Annotated in this window: 10 protein-coding genes and 2 pseudogenes; 5 read left to right on the top strand and 7 right to left on the bottom strand. The window is 57.9% G+C overall.

Annotated elements, in window-relative coordinates; all coding sequences use genetic code 11:
- Positions 1 to 39 precede the first annotated feature (39 nt).
- From gatA to BF12_RS0105185, 3 genes are all read left to right on the top strand, one after another.
- Positions 40 to 1,518: an Asp-tRNA(Asn)/Glu-tRNA(Gln) amidotransferase subunit GatA gene (gatA, locus tag BF12_RS0105175; protein ID WP_024951354.1), complete on the top strand. Its 1,479-nt coding sequence runs from the start codon at positions 40 to 42 to the stop codon at positions 1,516 to 1,518.
- Positions 1,518 to 2,972: an Asp-tRNA(Asn)/Glu-tRNA(Gln) amidotransferase subunit GatB gene (gene gatB / locus BF12_RS0105180; RefSeq protein ID WP_024951355.1), complete on the top strand. Its 1,455-nt coding sequence runs from the start codon at positions 1,518 to 1,520 to the stop codon at positions 2,970 to 2,972. Before gatA ends, gatB begins: the two co-directional genes overlap by 1 nt.
- Positions 2,973 to 3,101: 129 nt before the next feature.
- Positions 3,102 to 3,653: a cupin domain-containing protein gene (locus tag BF12_RS0105185; RefSeq protein WP_024951356.1), complete on the top strand. Its 552-nt coding sequence runs from the start codon at positions 3,102 to 3,104 to the stop codon at positions 3,651 to 3,653.
- A gap of 89 nt (positions 3,654 to 3,742) precedes the next feature.
- Here BF12_RS0105185 and BF12_RS0105190 read toward each other — a convergent pair whose 3' ends face one another.
- From BF12_RS0105190 to BF12_RS0105200, 3 genes and pseudogenes are all read right to left on the bottom strand, one after another.
- The gene (locus BF12_RS0105190) at positions 3,743 to 5,242 is read right to left on the bottom strand and encodes an aldehyde dehydrogenase (protein ID WP_035159125.1); all 1,500 of its coding nucleotides are present in this window, start codon (positions 5,240 to 5,242) and stop codon (positions 3,743 to 3,745) included.
- Positions 5,239 to 6,641, bottom strand: a pseudogene (locus BF12_RS18775) (aspartate aminotransferase family protein). The gene BF12_RS0105190 and the pseudogene BF12_RS18775 overlap by 4 nt, the downstream one beginning before the upstream one ends.
- Positions 6,642 to 6,727: 86 nt before the next feature.
- Positions 6,728 to 7,495, bottom strand: a complete 768-nt coding sequence (locus BF12_RS0105200) for a gamma-glutamyl-gamma-aminobutyrate hydrolase family protein (RefSeq protein ID WP_024951358.1) — start codon at positions 7,493 to 7,495, stop codon at positions 6,728 to 6,730.
- Between the two features lie 265 nt (positions 7,496 to 7,760).
- Here BF12_RS0105200 and BF12_RS0105205 point away from each other — a divergent pair, with 265 nt between their 5' ends.
- Together BF12_RS0105205 and BF12_RS0105210 are read left to right on the top strand one after the other, a co-directional pair.
- Complete coding sequence (locus BF12_RS0105205) at positions 7,761 to 9,137, top strand: glutamine synthetase family protein (protein WP_024951359.1); 1,377 nt, start codon at positions 7,761 to 7,763, stop codon at positions 9,135 to 9,137.
- Positions 9,138 to 9,273: 136 nt separating this feature from the next.
- Positions 9,274 to 10,764: a Na+/H+ antiporter NhaC family protein gene (locus BF12_RS0105210; protein WP_024951360.1), complete on the top strand. Its 1,491-nt coding sequence runs from the start codon at positions 9,274 to 9,276 to the stop codon at positions 10,762 to 10,764.
- A gap of 157 nt (positions 10,765 to 10,921) precedes the next feature.
- Here the strand turns inward: BF12_RS0105210 and BF12_RS18780 are convergent.
- The 4 genes and pseudogenes from BF12_RS18780 to BF12_RS0105230 all read right to left on the bottom strand — a co-directional run bounded on the left by BF12_RS18780 (position 10,922) and on the right by BF12_RS0105230 (position 16,242).
- A pseudogene (locus BF12_RS18780) lies at positions 10,922 to 12,213 on the bottom strand (NAD(P)/FAD-dependent oxidoreductase).
- Between the two features lie 227 nt (positions 12,214 to 12,440).
- Entirely contained in the window at positions 12,441 to 13,823 is a 1,383-nt protein-coding gene (locus BF12_RS0105220) for a glutamine synthetase family protein (RefSeq protein WP_051510749.1), read from the bottom strand.
- A gap of 121 nt (positions 13,824 to 13,944) precedes the next feature.
- Complete coding sequence (locus BF12_RS0105225) at positions 13,945 to 15,009, bottom strand: ABC transporter substrate-binding protein (protein WP_024951362.1); 1,065 nt, start codon at positions 15,007 to 15,009, stop codon at positions 13,945 to 13,947.
- A 168-nt stretch (positions 15,010 to 15,177) separates the two neighbouring features.
- Complete coding sequence (locus BF12_RS0105230; RefSeq protein ID WP_024951363.1) at positions 15,178 to 16,242, bottom strand: ABC transporter substrate-binding protein; 1,065 nt, start codon at positions 16,240 to 16,242, stop codon at positions 15,178 to 15,180.
- Between the last annotated feature and the right edge of the window lie 76 nt (positions 16,243 to 16,318).

The following is a 16,318-nucleotide window of genomic DNA, read 5'->3' on the forward strand; positions in this document are numbered from 1 at the left end:
TGCTGCCTTGAAGCAGCGCTAGCACTGATGGAATCGAACATGTCATCGTCCATAGCACTCCATGACAAGACGCTCAGCGAGCTGGCGCAAGGCCTCTCGGTCGGCGAATACACCAGTCGCGAGCTGACGGAAGCCTTCCTGGCGCGTATCGAGCGCCTCGACGGCGAACTCAATAGCTACATCACTGTGTGTCGCGAAGAGGCACTGCGTGACGCAGATGCCGCAGACGCGCGCCGTGCTGCCGGCAAGGCTGCACCTCTGACCGGCGTGCCGATGGCCATCAAGGACATCTTCTGCACCGAAGGTGTTCGCACCAGCTGCGGCTCGAAGATGCTCGACAACTTCATCTCGCCCTACGACGCCACGGTGATCGAGAAGCTGCGCGCCGAAGGCGTGGTGATGCTGGGCAAGACCAACCTTGATGAGTTCGCGATGGGCTCCTCAAACGAAAACAGCTACTACGGCGCCGTCAAGAATCCGTGGGATCTGACCGCCGTACCTGGCGGTAGCTCCGGTGGCAGTGCCGCCGCCGTTGCTGCGGGTCTCGCACCTGCTGCCCTGGGCACTGACACTGGCGGTTCCATCCGCCAGCCAGCGGCCTTCTGCGGCATCACGGGCCTCAAGCCGACCTATGGTCGTGTCTCGCGCTACGGCATGATCGCCTATGCCTCCAGCCTCGACCAGGGCGGCCCGATGGCCCGTAGCGCAGAAGACTGCGCGCGCCTGATGAATGTGATCGCCGGTGCTGATCCGCGCGACTCCACCAGCGTCGTGCGCAGCGTGCCGAATTACATCGAAGGCCTGAACTATAACCTCAAGGGCCTGAAGATTGGTCTGCCCAAGGAATATTTCGGAGAAGGCCTGAGCGCGGAAGTCGAATCTTCCGTACGCGCCGCGATCAAGGTCTTCGAGGACGCCGGCGCCAGCGTGCAGGAAATTTCCCTGCCGCATACCCACCTGGCCATCCCGACCTATTACGTCATCGCACCGGCCGAGGCGTCTTCCAATCTGTCGCGTTACGACGGCGTGCGCTTCGGCCATCGCTGCGCTGACCCGAAAGACCTGGAAGATCTCTACAAGCGCACTCGCGAGGAAGGTTTCGGTGACGAGGTGAAGCGTCGCATTCTGATCGGCACTCACACCCTGTCCGAAGGCTTCTTCGATGCCTACTACATCAAGGCACAGAAGGTGCGTCGTCTGATTCGCCAGGACTTCCTCGATGCCTTCGACCAGGTCGATGTGCTGATGGGCCCGGCAGCGCCAACACCGGCGTTTGATCTCGGCGCACACAAGGACCCGCTGTCCATGTACCTGCAGGACCTCTATACCATCGCCATCAATCTGGCGGGTATTCCGGGCATCAGCGTGCCCGCCGGACTGGCAGGCAGGCGTCCGGTAGGTCTGCAGATTCTCGGCCCGCACTTCGGCGAGCAAACACTGCTGGGTGTCGCCCACCAGTTCCAGCAACTCACCGACTGGCACCGCCAGCGCCCGGAATTCGGACAGGAGCACGCCTGATGCAATGGGAAGTCGTAATCGGGCTTGAGGTTCACGCTCAGCTCGCCACCCAGTCAAAGATCTTCTCTGGCTCCTCCACCACCTATGGTGCCGAGCCCAACACCCAGGCCAGCGCCGTCGACCTCGGTCTGCCGGGTACCCTGCCGGTACTCAACGAGCAGGCCGTGGCCATGGCCGTGCGCTTCGGCCTGGCGGTCAATGCGGCTGTCGCCGGTCACTCAGTGTTCGAGCGCAAGAACTACTTCTATCCTGACCTGCCCAAGGGCTATCAGACCAGCCAGATGTCTCAACCCATTGTCGGCCCAGGTGTGCTTGAAATCCTGCTGGAAGACGGCACGCGCAAGTCGATCCGCATCCACCATGCTCACCTTGAAGAAGATGCTGGCAAGTCACTGCATGAAGACTTCCAGGGCATGACGGGCATCGACTTGAACCGTGCGGGCACGCCACTTCTGGAGATCGTCTCCGAGCCAGATCTGCGCTCCGCCAAGGAAGCCGTAGCCTACGTCAAGGCGATCCACGCCATCGTGACCTATCTCGGCATCTCTGACGGCAACATGGCAGAAGGATCACTGCGCTGTGACGTCAACATCTCGATGCGCCCCAAGGGCCAGGAAGCCTACGGCACGCGCGCGGAGATCAAGAACGTCAACTCCTTCCGCTTCATCGAGCGCGCCATCCACTTCGAGGTCGAGCGTCAGATCGATCTGATCGAGGATGGTGGCCGCGTCGTACAGGAAACACGCCTGTATGATCCCGAAGCGGACGAGACACGCAGCATGCGCAGCAAGGAAGAGGCCAACGACTATCGCTACTTCCCGTGTCCTGACCTGCTGCCCGTTGAAGTTGATGAAGCCTATATCGAGCACCTGCGCGGCACCTTGCCTGAGATGCCGGCCGAGAAGCGCGCGCGCTTCGAAAGCGAACTGGGTCTATCGGCCTACGACGCCAGCGTGCTATCCGGCACTCGTGAAATGGCAGATTTCTTCGAAGAAGTGAAGGGTGTCTGCGGCGATGCCAAACAGGCCGCCAACTGGGTACAGGGCGAACTGTCCGGTCGCCTCAACAAGGAAAATCTCGACATCAGCGTAAGCCCAGTGTCTGCCGCGCAACTCGGCGGTCTGGTCAAGCGCATCGTCGACGAGACCATCAACGGCAAGGCGGCCAAGCAGGTATTCGCCGCGCTGTGGGACGGTGAAGGCACGAGCGCTGACGAAGTCATCGAATCACGCGGCCTCAAACAGGTCACGGATAGCGGTGCCATCGAAGCCGTGGTCGACCAGGTAATTGCCGACAACCCCGCCCAGGTGACCCAGTATCAGGAGGCTGAAGTAGACAAGCGCGGCAAGATGATCGGATTCTTCGTCGGTCAGGTCATGAAGGCCTCGCGCGGGACAGCCAATCCGCAACAGGTCAACAAGGTCCTCAAGGACAAGCTGGATAGCCTCAGCTAAGCGCGACGCCCTGAACCACCCAACCGCCACATGCAACGGCCAGTCGCGGACATTCCGAGACTGGCCGTTGTCAGTCTACGATGGATGCCCTTATTCCCAGTCACTCGTTGCTACTTCAAGGATGTTCTGATGGCAGATGATGTCGGTGCCCGCCTACGAGCGCTACGCACCCTGCGTGGCATCTCGCAACGCGAGTTGGCCAAGCGCTGTGGCGTGACACACTCCAGCCTGTCGCTGATCGAGCAGGGTAAGGTCAGCCCGTCAGTGAGTTCACTCTCCAAGATTCTTGGCGCCATTCCGATGAGCGTCGGGGACTTCTTCACCATGGAGCTCGAGAGTACCGGCAAGGTGTTCTACAGCGAGGAAGAACTCACCAATGTCGGTAGTGGTGAGGTGATATTCAAGCTGGTGGGTGCCAATCGCAAGAATCGTGGTCTGTCGTTCATGGTCGAGACCTATCCGCCAATCAGTGATACTGGCCGCGAGATGATCACCCATCAGGGTGAGGAAGCTGGCGTGATCCTCGAAGGCGAGATCGAGATCACCATCGGTGGCGACACGCGAGTGCTGAAAGCCGGCGAAGCCTATTACTTCGACACCAACGTGCCACATCGCTTCCGCAATATCGGTGACGTCGAGTGTCGCCTGGTCAGCTGCGCCACACCCGCCCGCATGTTCTGACGCTGAATCGCAGCAAAGATGAAACCAAAAGGGCCACGCGAATGCGTGGCCCTTTTCTTGTAGAGCTGAACAACGAGAGCATCAGCCCATCAGGGCGTCAGAGAAATCCAGACGCTCTTGAGCTGGGTATATTCCGCCAGCGAGTGGTGCGACTTGTCACGCCCATTGCCCGACTGCTTGACGCCACCAAAGGGCATGGTCTGATCACCACCTGCCCAGTTGTTGACGAACACCTGCCCAGATTCCAGCTGGTGCGTCATGCGCATGATGCGGTCGATATCCTGACTCCAAAGCCCTGCCGCCAGCCCAAAGTCACTGTCATTGGCCAGTGCCAGCGCCTCTGCTTCCGTCTCGAAGCCGAATACTGACAGCACCGGCCCGAAGATTTCCTCACAGCCGATTGCCATCTGCGACGTCACGCCATCGAAGACCACCGGACGGATGAACAGGCCCGGCCCGGCGATATCCTCACCGCCTGCTCGTAGCGCTGCACCCTCTTCAACGCCTTGGCGGATATACCCCATCACGCGTTCGTGTTGAGTCTTGTCGACCATCGCGCCCATGAAGCTTGCAGGATCGAGCGGATCACCCGGCTGCATGCGCTCAGCCGCGGCAACAACCTTCTCGACGAAGGCTTCGCGGATCGAGTGCTCGACCAATAGACGGGAGCCTGCAATACACACCTCCCCTTGATTGTAGAAGATGGCCGCCGCGGCACTCTCAGCCACGCGGTCCAGATTGGCGCAATCGGCGAAGACGATGTTGGGACTCTTGCCGCCGCACTCAAGGAAGACACGCTTGAGATTGGACTGCCCAGCATATTGCATCAACTGCTTGCCAACCGCGGTAGAGCCTGTGAAAGCCAGGCATTCCACATCCATCGACAGTGCCAACGCACGCCCGACGGTATGCCCGAAGCCCGGCAATACCTGGAAGACACCGCGCGGAATACCGGCTTCACGCGCCAGTTCTGCCAATCTAAGTGCTGACAGCGGTGATTTCTCCGACGGCTTGAGGATGACGCTATTACCCGCCGCCAGTGCCGGCGCGATCTTCCATGCCGTCATCATCATAGGGAAGTTCCACGGCACGATGGAAGCGACCACGCCCAGCGGCTCGCGCAGTACCATGCCCAGCGCCTGCTGACCCGTCGGTGCGACTTCGCCGTAAAGCTTGTCGATGGATTCAGCCTGATAACGAATCGACCCGATCGCCCCCGCCATATCATCGAGCGCACTGGTCACCGGCTTACCCATGTCGAGGGTATCCAGCAGTGCCAATTCATCCTGATTCGCCTCAAGCAGGTCCGCCAGCTTGAGCAGTACGCGTTTGCGCTCGCCCGGCGGCATGCGTGACCAGACACCGCTCTTGAAGGCTGCGCGCGCATGACGAATGGCGATCTCGGCATCGGCTTTGTCGCAGCTGGCAACATGGGCCAGCACTTCACCGGTGGCCGGATTGATCGTCTCGAACGTCTCACCACTGACGGCGGCCACGAATTCATCATTGATGAACGCACGATCGTTCAGCGTCGTGGTGAGGCGTGCAGCAAGCGCCTGCCAGTCATTCAGGGTCTGTGGGCGACTCATGAGCAGGATTCCGATGTCAGAGAAGTAAGATGAAATGAGGCCGCCAGCTGGCGAGCCGTTTCGTCAAGTGCTGCACGCGCCAGGCTGACCAGCGCGTCAATCTCGTCATGCGTGATGACCAGCGGCGGCGAGATGATCATGGTGTCACCCACCGAGCGCATCACCAGTCCAGTATCGAAGCAGGTATCGCGACACATGCTCCCCACTGCCAAAGACGAATCGAAACGCTCACCGGTGGCCTTGTCGGCCACTAGCTCAAGCGCCCCCATCAGCCCCAGCGAGCGAGCCTCACCCACCAGTGGATGATCAGCCAGCGTCGCCCAGCGTTTGGCAAGATAGGGGCCGAGATCATCACGCACCCGCTCGACAATATTCTCGCGCTGCATGATCTCGAGCGTCTTGAGCGCCACCGCCGCACACACCGGATGCCCGGAGTAGGTGAAGCCGTGATAGAACTCGCCGCCCTCTTGAACCAGAGTCTCGGCGATACGATCGCCCACCAGCACACCGCCAATCGGGAGATAACCTGATGACAGCCCCTTGGCAATCGGCATCAAATCCGGCTTGAGGTCGTAGTGCTGGCTGCCGAACCACTCTCCCAGCCGCCCGAAGCCACAGATGACCTCATCGATCACCAACAGAATGTCGTACTTCTCAAGCACTGCCTTGACTGCTGGCCAGTAACTGTCAGGAGGCATGATCGCTCCGCCCGCGCCTGCACCGGTTCCGCCAGGAAGGCGGCCACGTTATCCGGCCCCAACTCGAGAATGCGGGCTTCGAGCGCATCGGCGCAGACCTTGCCGAACTCCTCACGATTCATGTCACGTCCTTCGCCAAACCAGTAGGGCTGACGGATATGCGTGATGCCCGGCACACAGGGACCGCCTTGCTCGTGCATCGGCGCCATGCCTCCCAGACTCATGCCAGCGACAGTAGAACCGTGATAGCCATTCTCCCGCGAGATGATCCACTGCTTCTCAGGCTTGCCTTTGAGTGCCCAGAAACGGCGCACCATGCGCAGCATGGTGTCATTGGCTTCAGAACCGGAGCCGGTAAAGAAGACATGATTGATGTGATCCGGTGCCAGACGGCACAACTCAGCTGCAAGCTCGATGGCCGGCGGATGGGCAGTCTTGAAGAAGGTGTTGTAGTACGGCAGCTGTGTCATCTGCTGGCTGGCAGCGTCCACTAACTCCTGACGCCCATAACCGAGATTCACGCACCATAATCCCGCCATGCCATCAAGCATCCGCTGGCCGTCAGCATCCTGGATATACACGCCTGAGGCGGCGGTAATGATGCGACTGCCCTCCTCACTCAACGCCTTGAAGTCGGTGAATGGATGCAAATGATGATCACTGTCCAGCGCTTTGAGACGCGCGGTGCCGGGTGAGGTCATGGTCATGTCTCTCGTTGGAGGATGTTGCCTGAGATGGCGGTAAATACTGCCAGTCTGACGTTTGCTTGATTATTGGCGCCAGAAGATCACTCGCCATGTGCCGCCTTGTCACGACAGGCGTCAGCGAAACCCTCAAGAATCGCGAGATACAAGGGATGCTCGCGCGTCTTCCACTCTGGATGCCACTGCACTGCCAACGCAAAGGAGGATGCCGTACTGACCGATACCGCTTCCACCAGGCCATCCGGCGCGAGCGCTTCGACGCGCAGACCCTCGCCCAGCCGAGCAATGCCTTGTTGATGCAGCGAGTTGACGCGCGCCTCTGGTGCGTCATACAGCGCCGCCAGCTGGCCACCGGCCACGATGGAGATGTCGTGTGAAGGCGCGAACTGTGCGTCCTGATCACCCTTCGGTTCACGATGATCCATCAGGCCCGGCACCTGCTGTACGGCCTGATGCAGACTGCCGCCGAAGGCGACGTTCAACTCCTGGAAGCCACGACAGATACCCAGCAACGGCATACCCAGCGTCAGTGCCAGCGGCACCCATTGCAGCGCCGCAGCATCACGCGCGCGATCTTCATAGGTATTTTCCGGCGCCAGCGATTCACCATAGCGCGAGGGGTGCATATTGGAATAACTACCCGTCAGCAGCAGTCCATCCAGACGTGACAGCAGGGCTTGCATGGCATCGATATCAGCAGCGGAATCCATGTCCTCCCATACCGGAATCATCACCGGCTGCAAGCCCACATCACGCAATGCACTCACATACTTGTCCGTCACCATATGGGCCGGATGACCTTCGACAGTACGGCGGCAGGCGATAACGCCTACCAGAGGACGGGGTTCCATGAAATCTCCTTCAAGGCGTGCTTGCAGCCCTTGGACAGTTGGTATGTTTTTATCAACATAGACTGAACGCCTTTCCTTGCCAACCCGACAAAGCGACGATTTACCAAAAATCTATTCAACATGCTGTTTTAAAGACACTTAAAACCAAATTTATTGATAAACCATCTCAGCTCACCTCGGCAAAAACTGTAAATTATTTGACAACACTCACTGACGTGACGATATATGTATGCATAACAGCCATCCATGCCCACAGGTGATTCACATGCACAGCCTTCCCGTCGATGAGGTCAGAGAATTTCTGGACCGTCATCCAGAGATCGAGAATATCGATCTGCTGATCAGCGATATCAATGGTATTCAGCGCGGCAAGCGTATCCCTCGTGAAAACCTCGAGAAGGCTTACGCGCTTGGCATCAACTTGCCGGGTTCGGTCTTCGCGCTCGATATTGCGGGCAATACCATCGAAGAGACGGGATTGGGGCTGGAAACCGGGGATAGCGATCAGGTCTGCCGTCCGATTGCAGGCACCCTGATGCCGGCTCCCTGGTTGCGTAATGGCAAGCAGGGCCAACTGCTGATGAACATGCGTGATGACAAGGATGGTCCCTTCTTTGCCGATCCGCGCAATCAGCTGCAGAAGCAGGTGGATGTCCTCGCTGCAATGGGCCTGACGGCAGTCGTGGCACTGGAACTTGAGTTCTATCTGGTCGATCGCGAACGCGACGACCTGGGCATGGCGCAGCCGCCCTGCTCACCCGTGACAGGTGAGCGGGCCACCGAAAGCCAGCTCTACTCCATCGGTGAGCTGGATGAGTACGCTGACTTCCTCGAAGAGATCCAGAATGCAGCGCGCATTCAAAAGCTGCCACTGGATACCGCACTCAAGGAGTGCGCGCCGGGCCAGTTCGAGATCAACCTGATCCACCTTGATGATGTCATGAAGGCCTGCGACAGCGCCGTACTGCTCAAGCGTCTAATCAAGGGTGTCGCTCTGCGTCATGGCTTTGATGCCACCTTCATGGCCAAGCCATATGGTGATGAAGCAGGCAACGGCATGCACGCACACATGAGCCTGCTGGATCGTGACGGTAACAACGTCTTCTCAGCCGCAGATGAAAACCCGCTGGGTACCGATATGCTACGCCACGCCATCGGCGGCCTGTTGGAACTGATGCCGGCGTCCATGGCGCTATTCGCCCCCAATTTGAACTCCTATCGCCGCTTCCAGCAGGGGCTTTATGTCCCGATGGCACCGACCTGGGGCTTCGATAATCGCTCTGTCGCCATCCGTATCCCTTCCGGCCCCAATGAAGCGCGTCGCCTTGAGCACCGCGTCGCCGGGGCAGACGTCAATCCGTACTTGTTGCTGGCCACCCTGCTGGCCTCCGTTGCTCATGGCATCACGCATCAGGTCTCGCCCGGCGAACCCGTCACAGGTAATGCCTATGACCAGTTCGAGCCCAGCCTGACCAATAGCTGGTCTGAAGCTCTGACCTTGCTGGAAGAGAGCCCGCCGCTAACGGATGCCTTTGGTGCGCCATTCCTCAACGTCTTCATTTCAGGACGTCGGGCCGAACGCGAAGCGGCCATGCAGATCATCAGCCGCATGGAATATGACTGGTACCTGCGTCACATCTAGCCAATAGCGCCTTCCCAACAACATCTCTCTGGGCTCGTAACATGACAATCATAAAATCAGCCGCTGCCCGCGACACCTATCACATTCCACCTTTCAGCATGCTAAGCAGCTCCCTCCTTGCACGGGAGAATCTCGCATGAACTCGCCGACTCACGCGAAACCACATGCCTTCGCCCCTTCTGTGGCGACGCGCGGCAAAGGCCGCAGTATCGCTATGTTTGGCACCATACTGGCACTGGTGCTTGGCATCACCTTCACACATGACGCTGGTACGCCATTTGGCTGGATAAGTCTGATGCCGTCGCTGATTGTGCTGGTGGTCGCCATTGCCACCCACCGCACACTGGAAGCACTGGCCATCGGTGCACTCTCTGGTCTCTTGATGCTGCAACCCGAGGACTACATCGGCGAACTTGCTGACATCTCACTGAATGTGATGATGAACGAGACTATCGCTTGGCTGATTCTGGTCTGCGGCCTGATGGGCGGCTTCATCGCCATGATGGAGAAGTCCGGCTGCACATTGAGCTTCAGCAACATGATCGGCCGACTGCTCAAAACGCGCCGCCAGTCACTGATTGGCACCGTGGTACTGGGCATTCTCATCTTCATTGATGACTACCTGAATGCACTCGCTACGCCAGCAGCCATGAAGCGCCTCACTGATCGCTTTGGCGTCTCGCGCGAGAAGCTGGCCTATATCGTCGACTCAACCGCCGCGCCGATTTGCATCCTGGTCCCCCTCTCGACCTGGGCCGTGTACTTCTCGCAATTGCTGGAAGAAGGCGGCGCTACCGAGAACGGCATGTCGCTCTATATTCAGGCCATTCCGTACATGCTGTATGGCTGGATCGCCATGGGGCTGGCCATGCTGGTTGCCATCGGTCTGATGCCGGATATTGGACCGATGAAGGCGGCTGAGCTGCGCGCGAAAGCCGGCCAACCCATTCCCGATGGTGCCCCGGAGCCGATGCCAGAAGCCGATGCACCGAAATCCAGTCCGTGGATTGGCCTGATGAACTTCGTGCTTCCCATGGCCGTGCTGATCGGTGCCAGTGCCTGGTTCGAGATTGACCTGCTCAAGGGCGTGATTGTCGCAACCTTGTTCACCATCGTGCTCTATCTCGCCCAGCGCCTGGTGTCCTTCTCTGCACTGATGGATGCCGTGATGGACGGCTTTCGCACCATGATGCTGCCACTGGCCATCGTCGCCGTCGGTTTCGTGCTGCGTGAGGTCAATGATCAGCTCGGCATGACCACCTTCATGATCGATAGCCTGACGCCCTACCTGACACCCGCGATTCTGCCGGCCATCGTGTTCGTCAGCATGGCAGTGGTGGTGTTTGCGACGGGGTCGTCCTGGGGGGTGTTCGTGATCTCGATTCCAATCGTGCTTCCCATTGCGATACATATGGATGCTTCGATTCCCCTGATCGTCGGGGCTCTGCTGTCGGCCTCAAGCTTCGGCAGCCATGCCTGCTTCTTCTCGGACTCCTCGGTACTGTCGTCTCAGGGCTGTGGTGTCCAACCGATGCAACATGCGCTGACACAGCTGCCCTATACGATGATAGGCGCTGCAATCACTACCGCTGGCTTCCTGGCGCTGGGCTTCTGGATCAACGGCTAAGCTGTCGTCTGCCTATCTCTCTAGCGGCTTGATGATCTGCCAGGCAATAAGATGCCCCACCCTTCTGGATGGGGCATCTTACGTTGGAGGCCCATGAAAAAGCCGCCTTCCCATCATGCAGGAAGGCGGCTCTGGAGCGACGGCAGCGGCAGGTTGATCAGATGCCGAGCTTGTCACGTGTCTGGTAGTACCAGGCACCTACGGCGGACAACGGTACGCGCAACATGCGACCGCCGGGGAATGGCAGATGCGGCAGGCCAGCGAAGGCATCGAAACGCTCGTCACGTCCTGTCATCACCTCGCTGATCAGGCGGCCCGCCAGGTGGCTGCACGTCACACCATGACCGGAGTAGCCCTGGGCGTAGTAGACGTTGTCATTGAGCACACCGAACTGCGGCAGCCGATTGAGCGTCATCAGGAAGGTGCCACTCCACGCATAATCAATCTTGGTATCCGCCAGCTGCGGAAAGGCCTTGAGCATCTTGGGACGAATCAGCGCCTCAATGTTGGCTGGGTCTTCGCCGCCATAGTTGACGCCACCACCGAAGATGAGTCGGTTATCGCGGGTCAAGCGGTAGTAATCGAGCAGATAGTTGCAGTCTTCCACCGCCATGTTGTTGGGCAGCAGTGCTCGCGCGACGTCCGCTTCCAGTGGCGCGGTCGTGATGACCTGAGTCCCGCACGGCATCGATTTGCCTTCCAGTACCGGCAACACGCCATTCAGATAAGCATTGCCTGCCATCACCACACGGTCAGCACGGATGGTGCCACCTGCCGTCTTCAGCACCACAGGGGAGCCATGTTCGAGACTCACCAGCGGGCTTTGCTCGAAGATGACACCGCCCAGTGACTCGAATGCGGCGGCTTCACCCAGCACCAGATTCAGCGGGTGAATATGGCCACCGGAGTGATCAACCAGTGCTCCTACATAGCCTTCGGCGCTGACTTCACGCTTATAGGTGTCGCCTTCCAGCAGCTCGAGACTGGTATTGCCGTAGCGCTCCCACAGTGCCTTGTGCTCGCGCAGGCTTTCATCTGTCGAGTATTACAGGCCGCGAACAGATTCCCTTCGCGGAGATCACAGTCGATGCCATAACGCACGATACGCTCGCGAATGATGCTGTTGCCCTCAAAGGCCATGTCACCCAGCGCACGCGCGGTCTGTGCGCCGAAGCGTTCTTCGATGACATCCATGTCACGACTGTAACTATTGACGATCTGCCCACCATTGCGACCAGAAGCCCCGTAACCTACGCGGGCCGCCTCCAGCACCATGACCTTGAGGCCCTGCTCGGCCAGATGCAACGCTGCCGATATCCCCGTGAAGCCAGCACCAACGACGCAGACATCACAGCTGACCTCACCCGATAGTGATGGGCGTTCAGGAGAGGCATTGGCGGAGGATGCATACCAGGAGGCAGCATGTTCAATGGGCAGAGGTGCACTCATGACAGTTTCCTTGTGGTTATTTTAATCAACACAATAACACCCTACCACGGAACAAACTGTCAAACTTGCAGTTTTTGACGTGCAATAATCACCGAATAAGCAGATCCCAAAGCACTGCAACCTCACGACAACCGAGAGGGCTTCATAAGCAGAAAGAGGCCGTGACGACTGCCACGACCCCTTGCTGATACTGGCTGTCGAGAAAGACATACCAATCTTCGCGCCACTTACACTCTCAGCAGCAAGTGCTCACGCTCCCAGGAACTGATGACTTGGAAGTACTCGCGGTGCTCGGCACGCTTGACGGCCAGATAACTCTTCACGAAACGTTCGCCGAGGATGTCCGCCAGTGGCTTGCAGGAGTGGAGCGCATTGAGCGCCGGCCCAATGTCGTCCGGCAGCGTGTTGCCGCCTTTCCAGGCAGACCCGACAGCCGGGGGGCGCGGTTCGATCTGCGCCATCATGCCCAGATAGCCACAGGCCAGTGATGCCGCCATCACCAGGTACGGATTGGCATCAGCACCCGCCAGACGATTCTCGACCCGTGTACCTGCGGCATCAGACACCGGCACACGTAACCCTACGGTACGGTTGTCGAAGCCCCACTCCACGTTGATGGGCGCAGAACCACTGGTTTCGCTACGCATCAGACGGCGATAGGAATTGACGTTAGGTGCGAAGAACGGCATCGCGGACGGTATGTAGGTCTGCAAGCCCCCGATGAAGTTACGGAACAGCGTGCTTGCGCGTCCATCCTCATCCGCAAAGAGATTTTTTCCCGTCTCGACATCCACCAAGCTCTGGTGAATATGCATCGAGCTACCCGGCTGATAAGCCATCGGCTTGGCCATGAAGGTGCCATACATGCCATGACGCAGCGCCGTCTCACGCAACGTACGCTTGAACATCACGACCTGGTCGGCCAGTGCCAACGGATCGCCATGCTCGAAATTGACCTCCATCTGGCCGGCACCCTCTTCGTGAATCAAGGTGTCCAGATCAAGTCCCATCGCTTCGCAGTAGTCGTACATCTCCTCGAATAGCGGATCAAACTCATTGACCGCATCAATGGAATAGGACTGACGACTGCTCTCCTGACGCCCACTGCGACCGATAGGCGGCTCCAGCGGATAGTCAGAATCCTTGTTGGTCTTGACGAGATAGAACTCGGCTTCCGGCGCCACGACCGGCTTCCAGCCACGCGCAGCATAAAGCGCCAGCACGCGCTTTAGCACATAGCGCGGCGACAGCTCCACCGGATCACCATTGAGGTAATAACAGTCATGAATAATCTGTGCGGTGGGGTCTTCCGCCCACGGCACTAGGTAAACCGCACTGGTATCCGGAATCAGCTCCATGTCCTGCTCAGCAGGATTCCAGAAGCGACTGTCTTCATCGTCCGGATAACCGCCAGTGACAGTCTGAATGAAGATCGAGTCCGGCAGACGCGGTCGGCCACCATTGAGGTATTTGCGCGCCGGCATGATCTTGCCCTTGAGAATGCCAGTCAGGTCAGTGACCAGACATTCCACCTCGGTGATGCCATGTGCCGTGAACCATTCTTGCAACACGGCTTCTTCGTCTTCGTGACCAGTGGGTTCGTACTTCATGAAACCTTCCTTGAACAATGCATGGCAGGCCACGGCACCCAGTGGCCTGCTTGAAGAACATCCGAATGCCAGCACTTTTGAATACCAGTGCTTGAATGACAGCGCTCTTGAATGGCTATGCTCAGCGCGCCTGCACCTCAGACCACAACTGCTGGAATATCTGTAGCTGCTTGCCGGAGAGGCTCGGCGAGAAGCGTAGACGCGCCATGTCATCTTCCGATGGCTGAATCGGCGGCTGAGTCAGCACCTCATCCAGATATGGTGTAGCCGCAGCATTGGGGCTGGCGTAGTAGTTGTAGTTGGAGAGCTGTGCACCGACCTTGGCGTCCAGGATGAAGTTGATGAAGGCATTGGCCAGTTCCGGATGCGGCGCCTTGGCAGGAATCATCATTGAATCCACCCACTTCTCGGCACCTTCATCGGGAATGACGAACTTGATGTCGGAGAAGGATTCTGGATTTTCATCCAGATAGAACAGATAGTCACCGTTGAAAGAGAGTCCAGCATGTGTGACTTTGCGTGCCAACTGCTGAAGCGCCGGCGTGCCATCAGAGAAACCACTGAAGTTGCCGCGATGCTTGGTTTCGATCAGCAGCTTGGCCGCCTCACGCCAGTCGTCCAGATCGGTACAGTCATAGCCATGCCCCAGATAGGCACAGGCGATCCCCATGCTGACCTGACCGCCAGTCATCAGACCGAAGGGGTAGGCATCATTGACGGCGGGATCAAACAATACGGACCAGCTCTTGGGCGCGTCCTTGAAGGTACTGGCGTTGTAGACCAGCCCTGTCACCCCCCACTGATACGGCGCAGCATAATCAAGACCGGCGCCAAGCACTGGATCACGAAACTGCTCAGCGACATTGGCTAGATTCGGTACCTTGGCCTTGTCGATCTTCTGCACCAACCCCGTCTCGATCAAGCGCGGCACGTAGTAACTAGACGGTATGATGATGTCGTACTGGGAAACACCACCAGCATTCAACTTGGCCAGCATCTCCGGCTGCGAGTTATAGTAGCTCTCGACCACCTCAACGTCGTACTTCTCCTCAAAAGCGGTGATGATTTCCGGATCCATGTACTGGGTCCAGTTGAAGAGATACAACTTCTTCTCTTCTGCTTGGGTAGCACCTGCCAGCAGAATACTGCCGATGGCAACAGCAAAACGCAGCTTGTTAATTATCATTATTATGCTCCATTAAAAATGGCCTAAGACCACATCACTTCATTCGCTATCAGCGCACCCTTGACCTTAATCTGCGCAATTAACAATGCCTTTCGTGAACACATCATAGATTGAAAGTGGCATCTATTTCCCCACACTCCATCACCGAAATATCCCAGACATCCATACTCAGCGCGCCTGCACTTCAGACCACAGCTGCTGGAATATCTGTAGCTGCTTTCCGGAGAGGCTCGGCGAGAAGCGTAGACGCGCCATGTCATCTTCCGATGGCTGAATCGGCGGCTGAGTCAGCACCTCATCCAGATACGGTGCAGCCGCAGCATTGGGGCTGGCGTAGTAGTTGTAGTTGGAGAGCTGCGCACCGACCTTGGCGTCCAGGATAAAGTTGATGAAGGCATTGGCCAGTTCTGGATGCGGCGCCTTGGCAGGAATCATCATTGAATCCACCCACTTCTCGGCACCTTCGTCGGGAATGACGAACTTGATGTCGGAGAAGGATTCTGGATTCTCATCCAGATAGAACAAGTAGTCGCCGTTGTAAGACAGCGCACCATGCGTGACCTTGCGTGCCAGCTGCTGTAACGCAGGCGTACCATCGGAGAAACCGCTGAAGTTGTCGCGATGCTTGGTCTCGATCAGCAGCTTGGCGGCCTCACGCCAGTCATCCAGATCGGTACAGTCATAGCCATGACCGAGATAGGCACAGGCTGTTCCCATGCTGACCTGACCATCGCCCATCAGACTGAAGGGATAGGCGTCATTGACGGCGGGATCAAACAGCACAGACCAGCTCTTGGGCGCATCCTTGAAGGTACTGGCGTTGTAGACCAGGCCCGTCACGCCCCACTGATAAGGCGCGGCATATTCTGCGCCAGGGTCGAAGCTCGGACTGCTGAACTGCTCGGCGACATTGGCCAGATTCGGCACCTTGGCCTTGTCGATCTTCTGCACCATACCTGTCTCGATCAAGCGCGGAACGAAGTAGTTGGACGGCACGATGATGTCGTACTGAGAGACACCACCTGCATTCAACTTTGCCAACATTTCCGGTAGCGAGTTGTAGTAATTCTCGACCACCTCAACTCCGTATTTTTCCTCAAAAGCGGTGATTATTTCCGGGTCCATGTACTGGGTCCAGTTGAAGAGATACAACTTCTTCTCTTCTGCCTGGCTAGCACCTGCCAACAGAATACTGCCGATGGCAACAGCGAAACGCAGCTTGTTAGTTGTCATTGTGATGCTCCGTTTTAATTGTCGTGAGGGTGTTGCAGGGTTACTCAGGTGTTATCCCTTCAACACGTAGTGCGCT

Origin of the sequence: Cobetia crustatorum, from assembly GCF_000591415.1 — a bacterium.
Lineage (GTDB): Bacteria > Pseudomonadota > Gammaproteobacteria > Pseudomonadales > Halomonadaceae > Cobetia > Cobetia crustatorum.

Excerpts from the sequence above, each read along its gene's own strand:
- gatA (WP_024951354.1), top strand. The coding sequence starts at position 40 with ATGTCATCGTCCATAGCACTCCATGACAAGACGCTCAGCGAGCTGGCG.
- gatB (WP_024951355.1), top strand. The coding sequence starts at position 1,518 with ATGCAATGGGAAGTCGTAATCGGGCTTGAGGTTCACGCTCAGCTCGCC.
- BF12_RS0105185 (WP_024951356.1), top strand. The coding sequence starts at position 3,102 with ATGGCAGATGATGTCGGTGCCCGCCTACGAGCGCTACGCACCCTGCGT.
- BF12_RS0105190 (WP_035159125.1), bottom strand. The coding sequence starts at position 5,242 with ATGAGTCGCCCACAGACCCTGAATGACTGGCAGGCGCTTGCTGCACGC.
- BF12_RS0105200 (WP_024951358.1), bottom strand. The coding sequence starts at position 7,495 with ATGGAACCCCGTCCTCTGGTAGGCGTTATCGCCTGCCGCCGTACTGTC.
- BF12_RS0105205 (WP_024951359.1), top strand. The coding sequence starts at position 7,761 with ATGCACAGCCTTCCCGTCGATGAGGTCAGAGAATTTCTGGACCGTCAT.
- BF12_RS0105210 (WP_024951360.1), top strand. The coding sequence starts at position 9,274 with ATGAACTCGCCGACTCACGCGAAACCACATGCCTTCGCCCCTTCTGTG.
- BF12_RS0105220 (WP_051510749.1), bottom strand. The coding sequence starts at position 13,823 with ATGAAGTACGAACCCACTGGTCACGAAGACGAAGAAGCCGTGTTGCAA.
- BF12_RS0105225 (WP_024951362.1), bottom strand. The coding sequence starts at position 15,009 with ATGATAATTAACAAGCTGCGTTTTGCTGTTGCCATCGGCAGTATTCTG.
- BF12_RS0105230 (WP_024951363.1), bottom strand. The coding sequence starts at position 16,242 with ATGACAACTAACAAGCTGCGTTTCGCTGTTGCCATCGGCAGTATTCTG.